Origin of the sequence: Pseudomonas sp. B21-048, from assembly GCF_024748615.1 — a bacterium.
Taxonomy (GTDB): Bacteria; Pseudomonadota; Gammaproteobacteria; order Pseudomonadales; family Pseudomonadaceae; genus Aquipseudomonas.
On record NZ_CP087168.1, the window covers coordinates 3,609,613 to 3,630,019 of the forward strand.

The following is a 20,407-nucleotide window of genomic DNA, read 5'->3' on the forward strand; positions in this document are numbered from 1 at the left end:
TTAAATCTTCGAATTTAGAGGGAGGGGTAAACGTACGGCGAGTCCCGATTCACGGAACCCAGGCGACCGCCAATGGTCGTGCGGGAGTTATTGACCATTGCACGTCACATTAGTGCTGAGCGGCGTTTACATTCGACTCGCCATTGCTCGGACTTCCCCATTACCTGCAACTTTCCACAGAATTAATAGTATCTACGGCCCTCGCAGCTTATGACGAACCCGGCTCATACACAGAGGTCAAAGCAAGTGATGACGTCGCCAATGAACAAAGGCCTGCGGCCTGCTTCATTCAAGGGCGAAGTCAGTAGCTCACATACTTTAGGGTGCGCCGGATAATTTAAGCAGGCCCGGATTCTGCCAGGGGCAGGTCCTGACTGCGGCTCGCATCCGATGTTCCCGTATCGGAGTACTAAAGTGACTCAGTCAATGCGGTTCTTCCTATCGATCGTCCTTGCGACAGCCTCTCTGGCATCGGCGAGCTTCCTGAACACTGCAGGTGCGGCAACCGCCGAAGATTTGAATGTCGACTCTCGGCAAGCGTTACAAACTCTCTACAAAGCCACGCCCTTTGCCGAAAGCATTTCGCACAACGCCAAAGCGATTCTTGTCTTCCCGAAAATCATCAAGGCGGGCCTTGTGTTTGGCGGCAGTTATGGCGAAGGCGTGTTGTTTGAAGGCAAAAAAGTTGAGGATTATTACAACTCCGTCACTGGGTCATGGGGGCTGCAGGCAGGCGCCCAGTCGTATGGCTATGCGGTTTTCCTGATGACCGATAAAGCCGTGAACTATCTACGTAAAAACCAAGGGTTGGGAAATCGGCGTAGGCCCCACAATTGTTGTGGTTGATGAAGGGGTGGCGAAGAATCTGTCCAGTTCGACGCTGAAGGGCGATGCCTATGCGTTCATTTTTGACCAGCAGGGGTTAATGGCCGGGGTCAGTATCGAAGGCACCAAGATTTCCCACATCAAGCGCTAAAAACCAGTCGCTTGGCGCACGGATGCGCCAGTCTGCCTTTTCTAATCTGATGGCTCAGTGCATCGAAGGTGGCTCGGATCGTCTGACTCAGAATCGTGCGGCATGAATGAGTGGCTTTACCGCAACACTCAACCAAAAAAACCCGGCCTCATCAGCCGGTTTTTTTTCATGCGTTTTTTTGCCCGACCGGATCGTCAAAAATTATTGTTGATGCTCGCCTGAAGTAACATAGGATGCGGGCTCCAGCGTATGGGTGCCCCTTGGTCGAAGCAGGCATCCGAAAAAAACACCTGGCTTCAATCTGCCACTCAATTGACATGACACGGAATGCTCGCTCATGAAATTTGGCTACATGATCATCTACGTCCCGGACGTTGTTGCCTCCCTCCAGTTCTTTTCGTCAGCCTTCGGGCTGAGTGTTCGCTTCCTCCACGAGTCCAATACCTATGGCGAACTCGAAACGGGAGAAACCGCGCTGGCATTCGCCGCCGATGAACTCGCCGCGATGAACTTCAGCACCGGCCATGTCTCGGCGCACTCTTCCGCAAAACCACTCGGAATCGAAGTCGGCCTGGTGACCGAGGACGTTCCGGCGGCGCATGCCAAAGCGTTGAAGGCAGGCGCCACTGAAATCTGCGCACCAAACGCCAAACCCTGGGGACAAATCGTGTCCTACGTTCGATGCCCTGACGGAACACTGGTTGAACTCTGCACACCGGTACAGTAGTCATTGGGCTGCCCCTTCAAAAACGACCGTCTGTAACTCTGCCCCGGCAGCCTCTAACCCTTCGCTATTCTTAACCACACACCACCGCTGGCCCCGCCGAACGCACGGCTAGCGGTATCATCGTCAGGAGTAAGGATCCGGCTAAGGAGCGCGCCACTTCAACAGAGTATCGAATAATGAAAATGCTACTGATGGTCGAGTTTCCCCATGAGCCTTTCAACGCGCTTGTCCGGTCGGGGAAGGTCGGCGAAATCATGAACCGCGTCCTGGAAACCATTAAGCCGGAGGCGACATATTTCACTGAGCACGACGGTATGCGAAGCGGGATTTTTCTGATCGATATAGAAGACCCTTCCGAAATTCCCGGCTATGCGGAACCTTTCTTTCTCAACTTTCAGGCCAACTGCAAACTGCGTGTGGTCATGAGTGCGCAGAACCTGCAAGACGCAGGTCTTGAGGAGCTCGGAAAAGCCTGGGGATGAGGAGCCATCGATGAGTGAGAAAACCTGTGGCGAGGGAGCTCGCTGCGGCTTGACCGGGCTGGCGCTCCAGTGCGTAGCGCTCACAAAAATCGGCAGTTGCTGTCGGATTTTTGGGGCCGCTACGCAGCCCAGCGTCGGAACGCCGCCCGGAGCAAGCTCGCTCGCCCCACAGGCAGCGTATGTCGCTTACTGAACGGTTTTCAGCTTGACCACATCACCGGAGATCGTGGTGGTGTAACCGGTCAGGACCCAAGCCCAGAACCAGTTTTCCTGCACCTGAGTGTTGATCATGGCGTCGCCACCCTTGGCCTTGATCGCGGCGTTCTGAGCGCGGATGAAACGGTTGTTCTGCTGGATCGGGATGACGCCAAACAGCAGGAGGCCAGTGGCGGTCGCTTCACTGTGGCCGACAACGGTGTACTGGCTGCTGTCGTACTGCTGCGTCTTCATCGGGGCACCGGTGCAACCCGCCAGAACCAGACCGAACAGGGCTACGCCAACAACTTTGCTGAGATAATTCACTGAGTCACTCCATTAGAAATTACCCGGGATCCGTCTCTCGGGCGGGCATACTTTCGCGGATGAAATAGCTCATTGATATCGCCTGTACAGCCTTGACGCGGCAAACATTTTGATGAGGCACAGATTATTGCGGCTGGAATGTCTGAAGGTAGGCCAGCAGGTTTTCGACCTTCTGCGGATCGCTGAGGCCCCAGAAAATCATCCGGGTTCCGGGGACGACTTCTTTTGGCGCTTCGATGTAGGCGGTGAGTGTTTCGCGGGTCCAGACGACGCCTGATGATTTCATCGCGTTTGAGTACTGATAGTCCGTCGTGCTTCCCGCAGGGCGTCCGAAGATGGCGTTGAGTTGCGGACCAAAAGAGCCCCGTGCCGCAGTCCCTACTTGATGACAGCCGCCGCAAATGCGGTTAAATAGTTTCTGGCCTGCGTCCACATCCCCCGCCGCTTCTGCTGGCAGGCTGAATAATCCGGTATTGAGCATCAAGGCGAAGGTAAGGACAGCGACGTTTTTCATGTGGTGCTCTTTTTCCGAGACTCAGGCGTGGGCCCGGGCATTGTCTGCTTTCATGCCAACGTAAGTCACTCGGCGCAGTCGCGTGGGCTGCAGGATCACCGTCAATCAGGTCATCGCGCAATTTATTGAGCGCCGGTGACCTGATTCCACACCGCTACAGCGCAGGACGTTGCAGTTTGACCCACTCCTGCACCGTAGGCCGCTGCCATTGACGTTGCGCGTATTCCGCCAGCGCGGATGGCACGGCGTCGCCGTTGAGTATCAGCCGGTTGAGCATCAAGGCCAGGTCCACATCGGCGATCGACCATTGGCCGAACAAGTTCTCGCGCCCATCAGCCAGCAGCGCTTGGGCGGCACCGATCAGCTTGCGTGCGGCCGACTCGGCAGCGGGCGACAAGGGCGCTGATTTGCGGCCATAAAACACCACCAATGTGGATCGTTCCTGCCTGATAGGTAGCAGGTCACTGCGCAGCCACGCCTGGACTTGTCGTGCCTTCGCGCGTTGCTTCAGGTCTTGCGGGTAAACCGGCGTCTGGGGAAAAACGTCTTCCAGGTATTCAGTGATCGCCGACGATTCAGACAAGGCAAAATCGCCATGCACCAGCGTCGGTACGCGCTGGGTCAGCGAGAGGCTGGCATAGTCTTCTGACTGGTTTTCGAATGCGTCGAGGTCCAGCGGGCTCAGTTCGAATTCGATGCCCTTTTCGCGAAGGGCCACGAAAACCGACAGGGCATAGGGGCTGGTGAATTGAGCATCAACGTACAGGCGCAGGCGGGAATTATTCACGGGTCATCTCCATAGGGTGAGCAGACACGCTACGAGATCCCATGCCATAAAGAAAATGCATGTTTTTTATGGAGGCATTCTTCAGCGGAATACCTGCGATTGACCGCCGCTCAGTTCACACTCGGTTGGAATTTCTTCCGGTAAGCCGCTGGAAGCAGGCCCACTCGCTGCCGGAAAAGCCTGCGAAAGGAATTGCCATCCTCGTAACCGACTTTGTAAGTGATGCTGTCCAGCGTCATTCGTGTTGATTCAAGAAGCTGCTTTGCCCTCTCCACGCGTAGCGCTTGCAGGTAGGTCAGCGGCGTATACCCAGTGGCTTCCTTGAAACGCCTTTTGAAGTTCCTGATGCCGAACCCGAATCGCTGGGCCACGTCATTGATCAACAGTGGCTGATGGAAGTTGTCCTCCAGCCAGTCTTGAACGCGCAGGATATCGCCATCCCCATGGTTCTTCGGCAGTGACCACATGACATACACCGATTGTTCGCTGCGCACGTTGTCGACCAGTAAGTATTTGCCACACTTCTGCGCCAGCTCCAGTGAAGCGAACCGACGGATGAGGTGCAGCAAAAGATCCATGGCAGCACTCGCGCCCCCGCAAGTGATGATGCGATTGTCCTCGCAAAGGATTTGCTCCTCCTCCAGACAAACTGCGCAATACCGGCGGCGAAACAGATCGGCAAATGCCCAGTGTGTGGTGGCACGAATGCCATCCAGCATACTCGCTTCGGCCAGCATGAACGCCGCTGTACACATTGAAGCCACCACTGCGCCTTGCGCGTGCTGTTGGCGCAGCCACGGCCCATAGCCTGGAAAAGCAGGCAAGGCGTCCTTCAGCGTGAAGAGGAATCCCGGGATCACCACCAGATCGGTTCGGCAGATCTCGTCGACGGATCGGTCCACGCGTAACGTCTGCCCGCCCCACGCGGCGACGTCACCGCCATCCAATGAGGCCACGACCACATCAAACGGCGCGCGGGTGGTGTTGGCGAACAGGTTGGCGGCACTGAGCACTTCCTGCGCCAAGGTGGCGCTGGCGGCGGAACATTGATCAGCCAGTAGCAGAGTCACGTGCATGAATGAACGATCCAGATTGCGCTTTTCGCATGAAAAAAGTCATTTGTGCACCTACCTTATCCGATTTCTCCCCCCTAAAGTGCACCGCTCTACTCAGCCTTCGGCATCCTTATGAATCTCTGGTTTCGACTGTTCCTCATGCTGTTTCGTCGCCCGTGGCGCAAGCCGGTCGATGCATTGGCCACCACCGTCATCCGCATGCGCGTCTGGCCGCTCGATCTCGACCTCAACCGACACGTCACCAATGGCCGCTATTTCACCCTGGCCGACATAGGCCGCATGGATTTCGTCCTGCGCAGCGGCGCCTACCGCGTAGCCCTGCGCCATAGAGCGGTGCCGATCGTCGGGGATACCTGGGGCAAGTTTCGTCGCGAGCTGAAGCTGTTCGAATCGTTCGAGATTCATACCCGAATCCTCGGCTGGGACGATAAATGGAGTTTTATGGAACACCGCTTCGTGAGCAAAGGGCGGGTGATTGGCGTCGTCATCATGCGGGGGGTGTTCCGCGCGGCTAAGGGCACGGTGGCACCTGTTGAGTTTGTCCGGGAACTGGGATTGGCCGAACAATCACCCGAGATGGCGACGTGGTTGACGGCTTGGTCGCAGAGCTGCGACGACATGAGCCGCCAGCTGCGAGGGGAAGAAGCTCTGGCGATTCAGCTTCCTGTCTCTGAACCCAAACAGGCGGCCGAATAGTAGCTAATATTCACCTGATCTCCCTACCAAGGACTGCAAGCCATGAGCCGGAATCGCATGATCGTTCAGTTGCAGATCGAACATGAAATCAGTGCCCGGGATTTCGAGAAAATCAGCTAAAAACCAGGGGAGACTCGCGTTTACACCGAGACTCCGCCAGCTGAGCAAGACACCGTCCCGGCTCGAATAGAGATCGCAACTTCGTGACAGGAGGCGTTGGAGATGCAATTCATCACGCTGAAAATCGATAAGCCCGAAGCGACGAACTTCATTTTGGGTCAAACGCACTTCATCAAGTCCGTCGAAGACATTCACGAAGCGTTGGTTAACGCCGTGCCGGGTATCCAGTTTGGTGTGGCTTTTTGTGAAGCCTCCGGCAAATGCCTGGTGCGATGGTCCGGCACCGATACCGACATGATCGAACTTGCGCAGAAAAATGCGCAGGCCATTGCCGCGGGCCATAGCTTCATCATTTTTCTGGGTGACGGTTTCTATCCGCTGAACGTGTTGAACACCGTCAAAATGGTCCCAGAGGTGTGCCGTATTTTTTGTGCAACAGCCAATCCCACCGAAGTGATTCTTGCTGAGACGAAACAGGGGCGAGCGATCCTGGGCGTGGTGGATGGCTGCTGTGCCAAAGACATTGAAAGCGATGAAGATATCCTGTGGCGCAAGAATCTGTTGCGACAGATCGGCTACAAGCAGTGAGTTGAACCTACGGATACGAAAAAGCCCGCACAGGACGGGCCTTGGAAATCGAGCAGTCTCACCTGCCAGAATTCTGCACAAGCTGCTCAACGAAAAACTCCACATGCCCTCTCGGATGAATCGGCAATGGCCAGGTGTCGACGTTTTGAGCCAGGGCCTGGAAGGCTTGAGCGCACTTGGAACGGGGAAAGGCTGCAAACACTGCCCGCCCTTTCTGCGCGGCCTTGTGCGCGGACTCGTCGTTCGGCACCGCGCCGGCGTACTGCAGCGAGACGTCCAGGAACATATCGGTAATTTTTTCCAGCTTGGCGAACAGATTGCGCCCTTCCGCCGGGCTGCTCGTCATATTGGCCAGCACTCGAAAACGGTGCATGCCGTAATTCAGATTGAGTAATTTGATCAGCCCGTAAGCACCACTGATTGAGGTAGGTTCATCGCACACCACCACCAGCACTTCCTGCGCCGCGCGGATGAAGTTGACCACGGAGCCACCAATACCGGCGGCCGTGTCGATGACCAGCACATCCAGCTTGTCGCCAATATCGCTAAACGACTGGATCAGCGCACGGTATTGCGCCGGCTCCAGATGAATCATGCTCTGCAAGCCAGAAGAGGCCGGGGCGACACGAATGCCTTCAGGCCCTGGCACCAGCGCCTCGGACAACTCGCAACGCCCTTCGATGACATCGGCCAGTGTGTAGCGCGGAATCAGCCCCAACAGAATATCGATATTCGCCAGGCCAAGATCGGCGTCCAGCAACACGACCCGCCGCCCCATTTTTGCCAGCGCCAACGAAAGGTTAACCGCCACCGTTGTCTTGCCCACGCCACCCTTGCCGCCAGTCACAGCGATAACTTGCACGCAATGCACATCATCCATTTTGTCTTCCCTTTCTTGCGCATCGTGTGCCAGTACGTAATGGCACCATCCTGTTGCCGCAAGAATAGCTGAAAAGCGCGAAATAGCAGCGTTGTCTTCCGACAAGAGGCATTTCGCCTCCTGCCATCGAGCCGTTTCAACGAAAACGCCGCTTGCGCGCTCCATGGACTCAGAGAATGAGGGCTGGAGAAACTGCCCGGACGTCTAAATCCAGACGTCATTGATTGCAGTTCTTTCTCCCTCCTGATCCCCGGTATTGAGCACGCCACGCGGCTCGATCAATAACATCTTCACCTCTCGCGCCGCATAAGGCTTGTGTTCGACACCTTTGGGAACGACGTACATTTCTCCCTGCCTGACCACAACCGCCCCCTCTCGAAGATCAATGCGCAGCTCGCCTTCGAGGACGATGAAGGTTTCATCGGTGTCGGCATGGGAATGCCAGACAAAGTCGCCTTCGATTTTCACTACCTTGAACTGATAGTCGTTCATTTCGGCAATGACCTTGGGCGCCCATTGCTCGCTGAACAAAGCAAATTTTTCGGCAAAGTTAATCGCGTTGCTGGTCGTCACGCCGGGTTGGGAATTCATTTGAGTTGCCCTTATTAGCCAGAATATCGAGTCCTGACTTTAGAGACGACTCAACGCTGCGTATTGCATGATTGTGCAAGTAGCCCAAGAACATCCTCAAGCAAGGCCCAGCCGCTTCATCCACCGGCCGGGTGAGACGCCATAGGTCTGGACGAATTGGCGCGTCATGTGGCTTTGATCGAAAAAGCCCGCGGATACGGCCGCCTCCGCCATCGAGTGGCCCCCGAACATCAGTGCTCTTGCCAGATCGAGACGTCGTTGAGTCATGTATCGATAAGGGCTCGTACCATACAGCGCACGAAAATCACGGCTCAGGCTCCAGCGGTCTCGACCACTCGCCTGCGATAATTCATCCAGAGTAATGACTCGATCCAGCGACTCATGAATCAGCGCACGCGCGCGTTCGGCCGCTGCGAAGTCAAACGACTTGCGTCGCCCGCGTTGACCAGAGAGCACATCCAGCGCCTGCGCGAGATCGTAAATGGCATCGTCTTCTTCCAGGGGCTCGATGCAAGCGTCGAGGTTTTGCAGCAGCACCTGGGTCGCGGCATAAAGCCGTGGATCGCTCGATATACCACCCTCGATGAAGGGCAAGGGCTTGCCGCCTAATACTTGCTGAATCAAAGCGGGCTCGATGTAGATCATCCGATAATGAAAACCCGCTTCGGTGCCAGCTTCACCGTCATGCACCTCGTCCGGATGCAAAACGACAGTTTTCCCAGGCAGGCTGTGACGCTGGGTGTTGCGGTACTGGAAGCTTTGTACACCCGACAACGTTCGTCCGATGGCGTACGTATCGTGGCGATGCGGCGTAAACCCATGGCCGCCGAAAAAGGCTTCGATACGCTCGATCTTCAACGGCTGAGCCGAGCGCTTTACCCAGTCTTTGTCGTCTTTGGTTTTAGTCATGTTCCTGTACCGTCCGACTGATGTCAGTACGGTACCAGTCCGAGCGTCTGATGTCCTTGAGTGACTGGCTGGCGCAAGCCAGATTCCCCCACGGTGTCATCGCTAAATTTGTTTCTTTCCCTCGTGAACCAGTCTTCAGACCCGCAGTCTTAGCCGTGCCGTAAAAGAAGCTCATCCAACGAAGCGCTCCTACGGTCATTGCTCGTTCCTGCCCCCCCCTATCGTCGTCATCTCATCAGAGCTGTCCGTTCATGCGCCCAACCGTCCGCTGCTGTCGCTTTGTTTCTCTGTGCCTGATGCCTTTGCTCCCACTACTCGCCAGCCCCGCCCATGCCAGTGGGGAGCGGCAACTGGTGGAGGTCATCAACGACTATCGCGCCGACCCCGATCGCTGCGCGGGACGTGCGGTCAAGCCGTTACGGCCGCTGTCGCTGAAATCGAACCTGGCCTTGCCGGTCGGCTATGGCGGCGGTTTGCGAAACGCCTTGAAAGCCAACGGCTATCAAGCGGTAACGGTGCGCACCATTCGCGTGGTCGGCGCGCAAGATGCCGACGAAGCGTTTGACATGCTTGAGAGCGACCACTGCGGGGCGCTGCTCGATGCCCAGTTCGCCGACATCGGCGTCACTCGCTCCCGCAGCGAATGGCAAGTGGTGCTGGCACAACCGGTGCTCGATGGGCGTATCGGCGATTCGCGAGCAGCGGGCAAGGCGTTGCTGGCCGAGGTCAACGCGGCACGGTCCAGGCCTCGCCTGTGTGGGCGCCAGCGATTCGCCGCCGCGCGACCATTGGCCTGGAATGCTTCTCTGGGGGCCGCCGCGCAAGGCCACAGCAAAGCGATGGCCTACGGCGATTACTTCGCCCACCAAGACCCCGACGGCGATATGCCGGCGGATAGAGCCAGAGCCGCCGGCTACCGCGGCCGGCAGATTGGCGAGAACATCGCCGCCGGGCAAGGTTCACCGAGCAAGGCGATGGCCGGCTGGCTGGCCAGCCCCGGGCATTGCGCCAACCTGATGAACCCGATGTTTACCCAGGTTGGCGCGGCCTATGCCGCAGACTCGCGCAGTAATAAGGGGGTTTATTGGACGATGCTGTTTGGCGCGCCTTGAGTGAGGAAAGCCTGCTGGAGGAAAAGCGCTAACCTGTGCTGTCGAACGCGTCCCGAGCCTTCGGCAGCACCGCCTGAGGCCGCCGAGATCACAAACAATGCGTCGCGGTTGAGATTGTTCAACTGACATTGGGCAAGGCTGACCCGGCAAGGCGACGGGCCGACCCTGGTGGCCTCCCAACAAATGGCTTACTTCGGTTGCGCCACCGTGCGCAAATAAGGTTTCACTGTCTTGAAGCCATCGGGATACTTCTTCCTGGCGTCCTCATCGGAGACCGAAGTGGGAATGATCACGTCTTCGCCCGGACGCCAGTTCACCGGGGTGGCGACGGTGTGCTTGGCGTTCAACTGCAGGGAATCGAGCAGACGCAGCACTTCATCGAAGTTGCGCCCGGCACTCATCGGGTAGATCAGCATCGCCTTGACCTTTTTGTCCGGGCCGATAATGAACACTGAACGCACCGTAGCGTTGTCCACGGCAGTCCGTGCGCCGCCACTGGCATTTGGATGAATCATGTCGTAGAGCTTCGCCACCACCAGGTTCTCGTCGCCGATCATCGGATAGTTGACCGCATGCCCCTGAGTCTCTTCGATGTCTTTGGCCCAGGTCTGATGGTTACTGACCGGGTCGACGCTGAGCCCGACGATCTTGGTGTTGCGTTTATCGAACTCAGGCTTGAGCCCCGCCATGTAGCCAAGCTCAGTAGTGCACACCGGGGTGAAGTCCTTGGGGTGCGAAAACAGAATCGCCCACTTGTCGCCGATCCATTCATGGAAATGCAGCGGGCCTTCGGTGCTTTCGACGGTAAAGTCCGGTGCTTCGTCGCCAATACGGATTGCCATGTTCGTTCTCCTTACAGTTGAGTCACAGGGAAGCCACTGGCTGCTGCTCCAACGGCATTCAGGATCTGCGTTGAACCTGTCAACGCGAATCAGTATAGGAGACGCTTGAACACAAGGTAGCTATCGACGCACCTACTCTGCAGCCCTTGAACAACAAGGTATTCAAGCTGCACGATAGCTCAACACATGATCACGTCCGCGAGCAGATTGATGAGGTCTGCTGTAGAGAGCTTCCCTTCCTCGCGAAGCTTCTGGCCGAGGCTTGGTCTGACCCTTGCGCCTGTACGAATCCCCAGAAATGAAAAAGCCCAGCGGATAGCTGGGCTTTTTCGTCAATGACACATTCGCTTAGACAGAAGCCTTCTCGGCTTTTCGCGCCATCTTGATAGCTTCCGCCTTATCCAGCACGTCACGCTGAGAGGCGATCGCTTTAGACATCGCCACTATAAATACATCCCGCTTGGTCTCGGGGGAAGCCTTGCAGAAAAATTCAGCCAAAGGACTGGATTTTCCGGTCTTAGCTGCACTCATTTTTCTCTGCCTCGGTTAGGAACTCGATAAGCTCAGGATGGTTCAACCTAACATTTAGATCGCCTCTAGACCATCCGCCTGCCTGTACGGCTCGCGCACAAGAGAATTCAACATCGCCAGATGTTCCTTGTTTAAGCGCCCTCAAAGTTACTTCCTGAAAGCTACAAAACCTTGCGCCGTTGCCTACGGCCGCGCCAGAATCCGCCGGCTTGTGCGCTTGGTGCTCCGCCGGTAACTTGATTCGCATCACTGATTCCCAGTGATCGGGTTTAGCAGCCCGGCTAGTCATCCACGGTTGCACATGTCTTATCCAGTCAGGCATTCGCCTGCACTTGATGGTGGCTGTGCGCATGGCACCTTCGGGTGCGCCGGGTTTTGGGTGACTTACCGGTCTGCTAACTTGCGCACAGCTGCCACCCTTTCGTTTAGCAGCGAGATGGTTGCGGCCTCACTAGAGGTTAGTCACCATGTTCAAAGTAACGCCAAACCCACCAGACACCGATCCGATATCCCCTTACGAACCCGATTCAAGAAAGCTCAACGAGGCCGCCGAACGGGCCCTCGACTTCCACTTTCCGTCGAATGCCGACATCAAAGCCACTGCGCGTAAACCTAGCAAACTGTTTTCCGTGGACCCAGAGGCGACTACCGAAACCCTGGCGGTTTTTTTGGTCGAGACGCTAGCCTCGGTCGATGTGATGGTCCATCAGTTGGTCGATCATCTGGAGGGGGAGTCTCGTCATGCCCTGCTGGGTATTTCGAACAGCATTATGGTGGCGGAGATCACGGCGAACCGAGTGTTGGATAAAATTGATCTACCCAAGTAGGTGCAGTTTGCTGTGGTGAGTGGATCCCTGACGTTGGGCTGTGCAGCGATCCTTTTTTGGGTCCGCTGCGCGGCCCAGCGGGAGGAAGCTCCCTCGCCACAGGTTTCTGGATGCGTTGTAGGCAAATATTGTTGGAGAGTCACGTGCCCCCCCATGGTTGCTGTCTTGCTTTCTGGAAAAAATAGCGATGATCGTAGGTCCTGGAAAAGGCACGGATGCACTGGGTTCGCGTGAGCTTGCCGAGCAGTGGATGATCAGACCTGCACGGGGCCTTGATGGTGAGGTACCCATCGACCTGATTTCAAATTCGGGAGCTCGCTCGTCTGACGGTGTTTTCAGACGTTGATTTCGCTGGCCGGCATCACATCGATCCGCGCCACGGAGCCGGTCAAGTGCGCCAGATCCTTATTGTGTTCGGCGATGATGTCTTCGGCGCTCATCGTGCCGTTGTCGATGGTGGAATGGGCGTCGGCCACCAGCACGACGTCGTAGCCCAATTGATGCGCCTGGCGAACGGTGGCGTTGACGCAGTAGTCGGTTTGCAGGCCGCAGATAATCAGGCGGTCGGCCTCCACTTTTTGCAGATGTTCATGCAAGTGGGTCTGGTAGAACGAATCCGGGGTGGTTTTGCGCAGCCGCAGGTCTTGGGGTGAAGTCTTCAGACCGTCGGCCAGTTGCCAGCCTTCGCTGCCGTATTGCAGCAGGTCGCCCTCTTCTTCGTGCTGGATCAGGATGACCGGAATGTCGGCGGCGCGAGCTCTGGTGCTGAGGTCGTTGATGGTGTCGATGACGCGCTGGATGTCGAAGCATTCATACTCGCCGGTGCACAGCGCGCGTTGGACATCAATGATCAGGAGTGCGGTGCTCATGGCTTCCTTCCTTAGATAGGTCGGTAGAACGATGGATTACAACTCCCTTTCTGGTCTGTAGCAGCTGTCGAGGCTGCGTTCGAGGATCGGAGATCGGGGCCACCCGGGGAGTTCAGGTAGCCGCTGATCGCCTGCTTTAGTAACCGAGTGACAACCCGGTATTACGCCGTGGATCGTTCGCTCCATAGAAGCGGTTCTTGCCCACTGGCTTGCCTTCCAGTGAAGGCGCACCTACCAGAATAGCGGCGATATGGTTCGGGTCCTGCGGCCCGGCAAATTTATGCCCCCAACTTTCGAGCATTTTCTTGGTGTCCGGGCTGGAGGCGAAGTTCTCCAGGTTGGTTTCTTCCGGCAGCCATTGCTGGTGGAAACGCGGCGCATCCACCGCTTCCTGGATGTTCATGCCGTAGTCGATCACGTTGAGGATGGTCAGCAGGGTTGCGGTGATGATGCGGCTGCCACCGGGCGTGCCGACAACCATGACGACTTTGCCGTCCTTGGTGACGATGGTCGGGCTCATGGACGACAGCGGCGCTTTGCCGGGGGCGATGGCGTTGGCTTCGCCCTGCACCAGACCGTACATGTTCGGCACGCCGATTTTCGAGGTGAAGTCGTCCATTTCATCGTTGAGGATGACCCCGGTTTTGCTCGCCATGACGCCGGCGCCGAACCAGTCGTTGAGGGTGTAGGTCACCGACACCGCGTTGCCCCATTTGTCGACGATCGAGTAATGGGTGGTATTGCTGCCTTCGTGGGGCGCTACGCCAGGTTTGATTTCGCGGGATACGCCAGCCTTCTGCGGATCGATGACTTCGCGGATTTTGGTCGCGTAGTTTTTATCCAGCAGATGAGCGATCGGATTTTTCACAAAGTCCGGGTCGCCGAGGTAGCTGTTGCGGTCCACATACGCGTGACGCATGGCTTCGATCTGGTAGTGCATCGCCTGCGCTGAGCGGAAGCCCAGGTCTTTCATCGGGTAGCCGTCGAGGATGTTCATGATCTCGCAGATCACCACGCCACCTGAGCTTGGCGGTGGCGCCGAGACCACGTGATAGCCACGGTAATCGCACTCGATCGGCGCCAGTTCGCGGGTCTGGTATTTGTCGAGGTCGGCCTGGGTGATGATGCCCTTGTTGGCTTGACTGGAGGTGACGATGGCGTCGGCCACCCAGCCTTTATAGAAACCGTCGGCGCCCTTCTCGGAAATTTCCCGCAGGGTTTTGCTCAAGTCTTTTTGTACGAGTTTCTGGCCAACCTGCATCGGCTCGCCATTACTCAGGAAGATCGAGCCTGAGTCGCGCATGTCTTTCTTGAAGACGTCCGTGGCGTACTCCAGCAAGTCGACATCGCCCTGCTCCAGCACAAAACCGTCTTCGGCAAGCTTGATCGCCGGGGCGATCACTTCCTTGCGGGGTTTGGTGCCGTATTTCTTCAGGGCCAGTTCCATGCCCGAAACGGTGCCCGGCACACCAACGGCAAGATGGCCGCGGGTGCTCAGGTCCGGGATGACGTTGCCCGCTTTGTCGAGGTACATGTCGGAGGTCGCGGCCAGCGGAGCTTTTTCACGGAAATCGAGGAAGGTCTTGCGCCCATCCGCCAATTGAATCGTCATGAAACCGCCGCCGCCCAGGTTGCCCGCCGCGGGGTACACCACCGCCAGCGCATAACCCACCGCAACGGCGGCATCGACGGCGTTGCCGCCATTCTTGAGCACATCGACGCCGACGTGGCTGGCCAGATGCTGGGCGGTGACGACCATACCGTTTTCGGCTGCGACCGGGGCGACGGAGGCCGCGTGGGCCGTCAGGCAACTCAGCGCCAATGCGGTTGCCACGAGCGATTGGGTAAAAGGTTCGAACTTCATGAGTCGGTCTCTTTTTGTTTTTAGGCTCTGTCAAAAACAGAGGGAACGGTTCAAGAGCAGTAGGCAAGTATGGCTGGGATTGCGTATTGCGCCTCCCCGACGAGGCAGTATGCTGGGCCCCCCTGTTCAGCACTTTTACGGAGTCCGCCGGCATGACTTACACCTTCACCACCCTGGCGTCTCCGGTCGGCAAATTGAAACTGGTCGCGAAAGGCGCGCGACTGGCGGCCATCCTCTGGGAAAACGACAAGTCGGGCCGGGTAAGGCTGGGGCCAATGACTGAAGCGGCGGACAACCCGATCCTGGTGCGCACCGCACAGCAACTGCAGGAATACTTTGCCGGCACGCGCAACCGTTTCGAATTGGAGCTGGATTTTGCCGGGACGGACTTTCAGCAGAAGGTGTGGCAGGCGTTACTGACCATTCCGTTTGGCGAAACGCGCAGCTACAGCGAGATTGCCCGGCAGATCGGCAATCCCAGTGCGGTTCGGGCGGTGGGCGCGGCTAATGGCAAGAATCCGATTTCGATTGTCGCGCCGTGTCATCGGGTGATCGGTGCGTCGGGGAAACTGACGGGGTTTGCCGGTGGGCTTGAGGCGAAAGAGCGGTTGCTGACGCTGGAGGGGTACGAGTGCCACGGAGCCGGCACGATGGACGATTTGTTTATCTAACAGACTCACACAAGCGGCCTAAATCGCCGCCCGCAATTCCCGTGGCGACAAGCCATAGTGTGAGCGAAAGCGCACTGCAAAACGTGAGGCCGAGGCGTAACCGCTGGCACCGGCAATTTCACCGATGGGACGAGACGTGGTTTGCAGCCATTGCAGCGCCGTAGCCAGTCGAACACGTTCCAGAATAGTCCTGAAACTGCCCCCTTCATTGGCCAATTGGCGACGCAAAGTCGACTCACCAAGGTTCAGGTGTTGCGCAACGTGCGCAACAGTCCAGTCTCTCTCCGGGCTGCCCATTACCAGCTGCTGCACCCGTTCGCACAGTGGATCGTTGCGATCCATCAGCAGCGGCCCGGCCTGGCCGCCAAGGCACAGGCTCAGAAGAACCGCTTCCCCATAGTGGGTGCATAATGCATCTGGAGCATCCGCATTGATGGAGGCCAACAACTGATCCCATGCCTGCGTTGTATGCCTGTCCAGAGGGACACATAGATCGGTCTTCAGGGCACGGCGATGACTCATGATCTGCTGGCCATATCGGCTGCTGAAATTACGCAGAGTCGAACCGGGAAAGGTCACGACATCAGCGATGTAGTGACCGTGAAGGCCGGGGAAGTTTGAGATGCCAAGCTCGCGCCCGGCCGGCATCAGAATCAGATGTTGCGGCCCGGCACGCATCTGCCGGTCATCCCATTGCAGCAGTTTTTCCCCCTGCCGCACTCGACACAAGGCGGTAGCGAATATCGGCACCCGTTGCAATGTATGGGGCTGTCGCGCCCGTATGACACACGCATCGATAATATTTTCGCGGTGCTGTATGCCGACACAAGGGCGCATCGTTCTTAACGTCCGTAAGTTGAAGTAATGGTCGCTTTGGCCAAGGCGTTAGCATTGAGCATATAGCCCACCAAGGCTCCGCTGGCCTGGTTGTCGAGGGGTAGCTTATCGACTTTCAACGCCCATACGGTGAATTGATAGCGATGCGGCTTATCCCCTACAGGAGGGCAAGCCCCGCCAAATCCCGGTTGGCCATAATCGGTTCGCCCTTGTACTGCACCGGCAGGCAGGTTCGAGCCGACCCCTCTTGGCAAACTGCTGGTTGAAACGGGTAAGTTGACCACCGTCCAATGCCACCAGCCGCTGCCGGTCGGCGCATCAGGATCGTAGACCGTGATCGCGTAACTTTTGGTGCCCGCCGGGGCGTTGCGCCAGGAAAGTTCGGGAGAAGTATTCCCCCCTTCACAACCAAAGCCCTGGAACACTTCGCGACTGGTCAGCGGGCGGTTCTCGGCAATATCCTGGCTCGTCAGCGAGAAGTCGGCAGCGTGTCCCGAGAGGACGACCCCCATGGACAATGCGGATAGGATTATTCTGATGTTCATCGTGACCTCATCTGAGTGTTGGCGTGAGGTACGAGTCTAGAGAGCGCGAAGGCTGGATACTGTGCCGAAATGCTCGACCATTGTGCCTGAACGCTCTCTCGAATCAGACGAACCGGCTCAAACCGGTCCGAAGACATCCTTCATCGCTGCATACTGCAGCAGCATGATGGTCTTGGCATCGCAGATCTCCCCGCGATAGAACGCCGCCAGCGCGTCGTCGAACTTCCACTCCAGCACTTCCAGTTCTTCGGTTTCTTCCTCAAGCCCGCCGCCATCGCTGACCTTCGAAGAGGCGTCGTACTCGGCGATGAAGAAATGCAGCTTTTCGGTCACTGAACCGGGGCTCATGTAAGCCTCGAAAACCTTCTGCACATGGTGGACGCGATAGCCGGTTTCCTCTTCGGCCTCAGCACGAATGCGCTCTTCGGGCGCAACGCCTTCCAGCAGCCCCGCCGCCACTTCAATCAGCAAACCATCATGGCCGTTGACGAACACCGGCAGCCTGAACTGGCGGGTCAGTACGACGGTTTTCTTCTCGCGATTGAACAGCAAAATCGCCGCGCCATTGCCCCGGTCGTAGACTTCGCGAGTCTGGCGCTGCCAGTCGCCGTTGTTGCGCAAATAATCGAAAGTGATTTTCTTCAGCAGATACCAGTCGTGGGACAGCACCTGGGACTCGATGATGTTGACCCGCTCGGCTGTGTTCGACATGACAATCCCATCCTTATGTTCGTCAGAAAGCGCCCATGTTAGGCGAAAACAGAAAAGCCCGGCGACTGCCGTAATGCTGTTCATTTAAGAGAATCTGGACTCAGAGAAACCTGTGGCGAGGGAGCTTGCTCCCGCTGGGCTGCGTAGCGGCCCCAAAAATCTGACAACCATTGCGATTTTTGTGAGCGCTACGCACTCAGGCGGGAGCAAGGCATCCGTCCGGCCAACACACCTTCCTGACCTTCAGTCAATCTGCTCGAACCGCCGCCTGGTCACGAACAGCCCCGCGCCCACCGGCACGGCAAGGACCGACATCAATCCCAAGTCAAAGCCCAGCAACTGGGTCTGGCTCACTGCAACGCAGCCGATTGCGCCTGCCACCACCAGCGTCACCCCTAGCCACTTGCGCAGCGGGTACGGCTTAAGAAACCGATCAAGTAGAAAGGCCAGCGCCACAACGATGACCGTCTGGGTAATTTCGGACATGTGCAGCCCCACTCAGGTCTTGATGATCAGGGATTCGGAAGAGCGCTGTGGGCCAATCCCACCATTGACCTGCGCCTGGATGCTGACGATTACGTCGCCAGCATGGTAGGTGGGCAGAGCGTCATTGACGTACGAGCGCACACCCGCCGTTACAACAGTACCTGCGGCGACACTGCCTGCAGGTCCGGCTAAACCGCCCACAGTACCGGCAGCGCCACCGAAGGCGGAGGCGGCAAGGTTGGCGACCTTGGTGCGTTGAGCATTGAGGGCATCGCCCTGTTGCCGGGTCAGCGGCTTGGAGATGCCGATCATCATCAGGCACGGCAGGCTCTTGGCCTGCATCTTGTCGTACACCTCAACGACCTTGCTGTTGACCTCATAGTGGGCGCTTTTCGCCTCGCCAAAATGCAGCTCGCGCAGGCGTCCGCGTTCGCTGTCGGTGAGGTGATCTGCGAGACGTTGAAGACGATCCCGTGATTGCCCATTTATTGGTAAGCCCCTTCGAACTTCATCGCGCATCCTTTCGAGGCAAAGATGGCGATTCTCTACAAGGAGCGCATTGGATTCAAATCATTTCACCTTGCTGGCAAGGTGTGTTGGCCGGGCACTTACGGAGCAAGCTCCCTCGCCACAAGTTCTTAGTGACTCCAGACTCTCTTGAGTGAACAGCATTGCGGCGCTTTCATCCTCAGGAAAGTTGCGCCTTGTATTCTTTCTGATACTGCCCGGCGAGGGTTTCTTTCTGTTGGTCGTCGAGTAACTTGCCGGCCATCTGAAAGAACTTCTGCTCCTCCTCTTTGAGGTGGTGATGGACCTTCTCCGAGAGTTTTTTCGCCGTTGCCAACCAGGATGGACTGGACATTTCGGTCGCATCCAGCGCTTCCATCATCTCGTCCATTTCGTGGTGTTCAGAGATGGCGTGGCGGCTAAGATCCACGCCATTGTCGAACGCCATCAGCGGCATGTAGAAATGGCGTTCTTCAGCGGTTTCGTGGGCCTGAAGCTCGGATTTGAGCCGTTTGTAAGCCTCGACCCGTTCCGGGGTGTCGCCACTGGTTTGAATCAGTGCATCGGCATAGCGGCGCTGACGGTCGTGGCTTTCGCGCAAGGCTTCAAAAATGTTCACGGGCTGTCCTCACTGGGTACGTTCAGCAATGATGCTGTTCAGGCTAGACATTACCGGGGCCCCTGGGGTTCCTTGGGCTGCGGGGATAGAACAATCGCCGCAACCGGGATAGGCTCCGTGTTCACTGCCATAAGGATGTGTTGCCTATGACCTTGCGAATCGAATTGTCGAAAAGCGCCACCCAGGAAGAGCGCGAGGCGATCGTCCCCCCCCCTGCGCGCTTACAACGCGTCAAAGGTTGGAACCACGGTGTCGGAGCAGATTGCTTTGCTGGTACGCAATGACAGCGACGAGATTCTCGGCGGGCTGTATGGCCGAGTGTTTTACCAGTGGTTTTTCATTGAGTTGTTGTCGGTGCCGGAGCAGGCCCGGGGACAAGGGATGGGCTCGAAGCTGATGCAGATGGCCGAAGACCTGGCGCGGGAAAAGGAATGCGTGGGGATCTGGCTGGACACCTTCGACTTCCAGGCGCCGGAGTTCTACAAAAAGCACGGCTACAGCGAGTTGGGGCACATCGCCGATTATCCGCCGGGCCATAAGCGTTTCTTTTTTCAGAAGCGTTTGGTGGATTTGTAACCTGCGATTTTCGGGGGTGCCACCAAAAGATCGTCCGAAGGCTCGGGCCGCGTTCGGACGATCCTTTGATCTTGCTTACAAACAGGTCGCCAACGCCGCCAATCGGCGCTTGGCGATAAAATCGTCATGCTGCGCGTAGTAGCTCAACGATGTACCCGAGGCATCGGTGGTCACGTCCACGAAGAACTCGGCCGAACGGGTGTAGACCGTCGAGCCACCCTTTTTGCCCGGCTGCAAGTACGCGCTCGCATCGACGCCGAATACCGCTTCGTCCTGCCAGGCAAACTGCACGCACTGGGCGACGACTTTTTCCGGTTTGTCCGAGGTCAGGGTTCTGTACGGGGTTTTGCTGCGGGCGTCGTTCATCGCCGATCCGGCACAGCCCGCCAGCAAGGTTGCGGCCAGCGCCATCATCAGAATTCGCATTGCGTTCGCTCATCAGGAAAAAGCGGACTGTATCACCGCGGCGCGGCGTATCGTTCTGCTTTACTTCATTTATACCGCGACACCGCGTAACGATTCGCGCACCCTGTCGCGCCATT

At 57.2% G+C, this 20,407-nt stretch carries 25 protein-coding genes and 3 pseudogenes; 10 read left to right on the top strand and 18 right to left on the bottom strand.

Translation table 11 applies throughout. The features are described 5' to 3' along the window. The first annotated feature begins 414 nt into the window (after positions 1 to 414). The 3 genes and pseudogenes from LOY56_RS16850 (at position 415) to LOY56_RS16860 (ending at position 2,185) form a co-directional block, all read left to right on the top strand. Positions 415 to 976, top strand: a pseudogene (locus LOY56_RS16850) (YSC84-related protein). 337 nt (positions 977 to 1,313) lie between these two features. Then, complete coding sequence (locus tag LOY56_RS16855) at positions 1,314 to 1,703, top strand: VOC family protein (RefSeq protein ID WP_258615787.1); 390 nt, start codon at positions 1,314 to 1,316, stop codon at positions 1,701 to 1,703. 176 nt (positions 1,704 to 1,879) lie between these two features. Then, entirely contained in the window at positions 1,880 to 2,185 is a 306-nt protein-coding gene (locus LOY56_RS16860) for a panthothenate synthetase (RefSeq protein WP_258615788.1), read from the top strand. Between the two features lie 186 nt (positions 2,186 to 2,371). Here LOY56_RS16860 and LOY56_RS16865 read toward each other — a convergent pair whose 3' ends face one another. The 4 genes from LOY56_RS16865 to LOY56_RS16880 form a co-directional block, all read right to left on the bottom strand. Further along, positions 2,372 to 2,707 (bottom strand): hypothetical protein, encoded by a 336-nt coding sequence (locus LOY56_RS16865; protein WP_258615792.1) that lies wholly within the window; start codon positions 2,705 to 2,707, stop codon positions 2,372 to 2,374. Between the two features lie 124 nt (positions 2,708 to 2,831). Then, positions 2,832 to 3,221 (bottom strand): cytochrome c family protein, encoded by a 390-nt coding sequence (locus LOY56_RS16870; protein WP_258615793.1) that lies wholly within the window; start codon positions 3,219 to 3,221, stop codon positions 2,832 to 2,834. A 154-nt stretch (positions 3,222 to 3,375) separates the two neighbouring features. Further along, positions 3,376 to 4,008 (bottom strand): glutathione transferase, encoded by a 633-nt coding sequence (yfcF, locus tag LOY56_RS16875; RefSeq protein ID WP_258615795.1) that lies wholly within the window; start codon positions 4,006 to 4,008, stop codon positions 3,376 to 3,378. 110 nt (positions 4,009 to 4,118) lie between these two features. Beyond that, positions 4,119 to 5,084 carry a GlxA family transcriptional regulator gene (locus LOY56_RS16880; protein ID WP_258615797.1) on the bottom strand — a complete coding sequence of 322 codons (966 nt, stop codon included), beginning with the start codon at positions 5,082 to 5,084 and terminating at the stop codon, positions 4,119 to 4,121. A gap of 111 nt (positions 5,085 to 5,195) precedes the next feature. Here LOY56_RS16880 and LOY56_RS16885 point away from each other — a divergent pair, with 111 nt between their 5' ends. Further along, positions 5,196 to 5,780 (top strand): thioesterase family protein, encoded by a 585-nt coding sequence (locus LOY56_RS16885; protein WP_258615799.1) that lies wholly within the window; start codon positions 5,196 to 5,198, stop codon positions 5,778 to 5,780. Positions 5,781 to 6,002: 222 nt separating this feature from the next. Continuing rightward, positions 6,003 to 6,488: an adenosine-specific kinase gene (locus tag LOY56_RS16890; protein WP_258615806.1), complete on the top strand. Its 486-nt coding sequence runs from the start codon at positions 6,003 to 6,005 to the stop codon at positions 6,486 to 6,488. A 58-nt stretch (positions 6,489 to 6,546) separates the two neighbouring features. Here LOY56_RS16890 and LOY56_RS16895 read toward each other — a convergent pair whose 3' ends face one another. The 3 genes from LOY56_RS16895 to LOY56_RS16905 all read right to left on the bottom strand — a co-directional run bounded on the left by LOY56_RS16895 (position 6,547) and on the right by LOY56_RS16905 (position 8,868). Beyond that, positions 6,547 to 7,368, bottom strand: coding sequence for a MinD/ParA family protein (locus LOY56_RS16895; protein ID WP_258615808.1), 822 nt, complete (start codon positions 7,366 to 7,368; stop codon positions 6,547 to 6,549). Between the two features lie 204 nt (positions 7,369 to 7,572). Next, positions 7,573 to 7,959, bottom strand: coding sequence for a cupin domain-containing protein (locus LOY56_RS16900; RefSeq protein WP_258615810.1), 387 nt, complete (start codon positions 7,957 to 7,959; stop codon positions 7,573 to 7,575). Positions 7,960 to 8,055: 96 nt separating this feature from the next. Beyond that, positions 8,056 to 8,868: an AraC family transcriptional regulator gene (locus tag LOY56_RS16905; protein ID WP_258615811.1), complete on the bottom strand. Its 813-nt coding sequence runs from the start codon at positions 8,866 to 8,868 to the stop codon at positions 8,056 to 8,058. A gap of 251 nt (positions 8,869 to 9,119) precedes the next feature. Here LOY56_RS16905 and LOY56_RS16910 point away from each other — a divergent pair, with 251 nt between their 5' ends. After that, positions 9,120 to 9,980 carry a CAP domain-containing protein gene (locus LOY56_RS16910; protein ID WP_258615812.1) on the top strand — a complete coding sequence of 287 codons (861 nt, stop codon included), beginning with the start codon at positions 9,120 to 9,122 and terminating at the stop codon, positions 9,978 to 9,980. Between the two features lie 188 nt (positions 9,981 to 10,168). Here LOY56_RS16910 and LOY56_RS16915 read toward each other — a convergent pair whose 3' ends face one another. Both LOY56_RS16915 and LOY56_RS16920 read right to left on the bottom strand, forming a co-directional pair. Then, on the bottom strand, positions 10,169 to 10,822 hold the full coding sequence (locus tag LOY56_RS16915) for a peroxiredoxin (RefSeq protein WP_038982589.1): 654 nt from the start codon (positions 10,820 to 10,822) through the stop codon (positions 10,169 to 10,171). A 348-nt stretch (positions 10,823 to 11,170) separates the two neighbouring features. Then, positions 11,171 to 11,353: a hypothetical protein gene (locus LOY56_RS16920; RefSeq protein WP_258615813.1), complete on the bottom strand. Its 183-nt coding sequence runs from the start codon at positions 11,351 to 11,353 to the stop codon at positions 11,171 to 11,173. 467 nt (positions 11,354 to 11,820) lie between these two features. Here LOY56_RS16920 and LOY56_RS16925 point away from each other — a divergent pair, with 467 nt between their 5' ends. Further along, complete coding sequence (locus LOY56_RS16925) at positions 11,821 to 12,180, top strand: DUF6124 family protein (RefSeq protein ID WP_258615814.1); 360 nt, start codon at positions 11,821 to 11,823, stop codon at positions 12,178 to 12,180. 187 nt (positions 12,181 to 12,367) lie between these two features. Beyond that, the gene (locus LOY56_RS16930) at positions 12,368 to 12,526 is read left to right on the top strand and encodes an MbcA/ParS/Xre antitoxin family protein (RefSeq protein WP_258615815.1); all 159 of its coding nucleotides are present in this window, start codon (positions 12,368 to 12,370) and stop codon (positions 12,524 to 12,526) included. Here the strand turns inward: LOY56_RS16930 and LOY56_RS16935 are convergent. Next, positions 12,516 to 13,049, bottom strand: a complete 534-nt coding sequence (locus LOY56_RS16935; protein ID WP_258615816.1) for a cysteine hydrolase family protein — start codon at positions 13,047 to 13,049, stop codon at positions 12,516 to 12,518. The two genes, LOY56_RS16930 and LOY56_RS16935, sit on opposite strands and share 11 nt — an antisense overlap. A gap of 136 nt (positions 13,050 to 13,185) precedes the next feature. Beyond that, the gene (ggt, locus tag LOY56_RS16940; protein ID WP_258615817.1) at positions 13,186 to 14,913 is read right to left on the bottom strand and encodes a gamma-glutamyltransferase; all 1,728 of its coding nucleotides are present in this window, start codon (positions 14,911 to 14,913) and stop codon (positions 13,186 to 13,188) included. Positions 14,914 to 15,065: 152 nt separating this feature from the next. Here ggt and LOY56_RS16945 point away from each other — a divergent pair, with 152 nt between their 5' ends. Further along, positions 15,066 to 15,584, top strand: a complete 519-nt coding sequence (locus LOY56_RS16945) for a methylated-DNA--[protein]-cysteine S-methyltransferase (RefSeq protein WP_258615818.1) — start codon at positions 15,066 to 15,068, stop codon at positions 15,582 to 15,584. 18 nt (positions 15,585 to 15,602) lie between these two features. Here LOY56_RS16945 and LOY56_RS16950 read toward each other — a convergent pair whose 3' ends face one another. The 6 genes and pseudogenes from LOY56_RS16950 to LOY56_RS16975 all read right to left on the bottom strand — a co-directional run bounded on the left by LOY56_RS16950 (position 15,603) and on the right by LOY56_RS16975 (position 19,289). Further along, on the bottom strand, positions 15,603 to 16,421 hold the full coding sequence (locus LOY56_RS16950; protein WP_258615819.1) for a helix-turn-helix transcriptional regulator: 819 nt from the start codon (positions 16,419 to 16,421) through the stop codon (positions 15,603 to 15,605). 5 nt (positions 16,422 to 16,426) lie between these two features. Further along, complete coding sequence (locus tag LOY56_RS16955; protein ID WP_258615821.1) at positions 16,427 to 16,966, bottom strand: kinase inhibitor; 540 nt, start codon at positions 16,964 to 16,966, stop codon at positions 16,427 to 16,429. A 117-nt stretch (positions 16,967 to 17,083) separates the two neighbouring features. Continuing rightward, positions 17,084 to 17,677, bottom strand: coding sequence for an NUDIX domain-containing protein (locus LOY56_RS16960; protein WP_258615822.1), 594 nt, complete (start codon positions 17,675 to 17,677; stop codon positions 17,084 to 17,086). Between the two features lie 243 nt (positions 17,678 to 17,920). Next, a complete protein-coding gene (locus tag LOY56_RS16965; RefSeq protein ID WP_253472245.1) occupies positions 17,921 to 18,163 on the bottom strand; it encodes a hypothetical protein in 243 nt (80 codons plus the stop codon). Positions 18,164 to 18,175: 12 nt separating this feature from the next. Beyond that, positions 18,176 to 18,648: pseudogene (locus LOY56_RS16970) on the bottom strand (hypothetical protein). Positions 18,649 to 18,851: 203 nt separating this feature from the next. Then, entirely contained in the window at positions 18,852 to 19,289 is a 438-nt protein-coding gene (locus LOY56_RS16975) for a hemerythrin domain-containing protein (RefSeq protein WP_258615823.1), read from the bottom strand. Between the two features lie 146 nt (positions 19,290 to 19,435). Here LOY56_RS16975 and LOY56_RS16980 point away from each other — a divergent pair. Next, positions 19,436 to 19,865 (top strand): annotated as a pseudogene (locus LOY56_RS16980) (GNAT family N-acetyltransferase). Between the two features lie 75 nt (positions 19,866 to 19,940). Here the strand turns inward: LOY56_RS16980 and LOY56_RS16985 are convergent. After that, the gene (locus LOY56_RS16985) at positions 19,941 to 20,291 is read right to left on the bottom strand and encodes a hypothetical protein (protein WP_258615826.1); all 351 of its coding nucleotides are present in this window, start codon (positions 20,289 to 20,291) and stop codon (positions 19,941 to 19,943) included. Between the last annotated feature and the right edge of the window lie 116 nt (positions 20,292 to 20,407).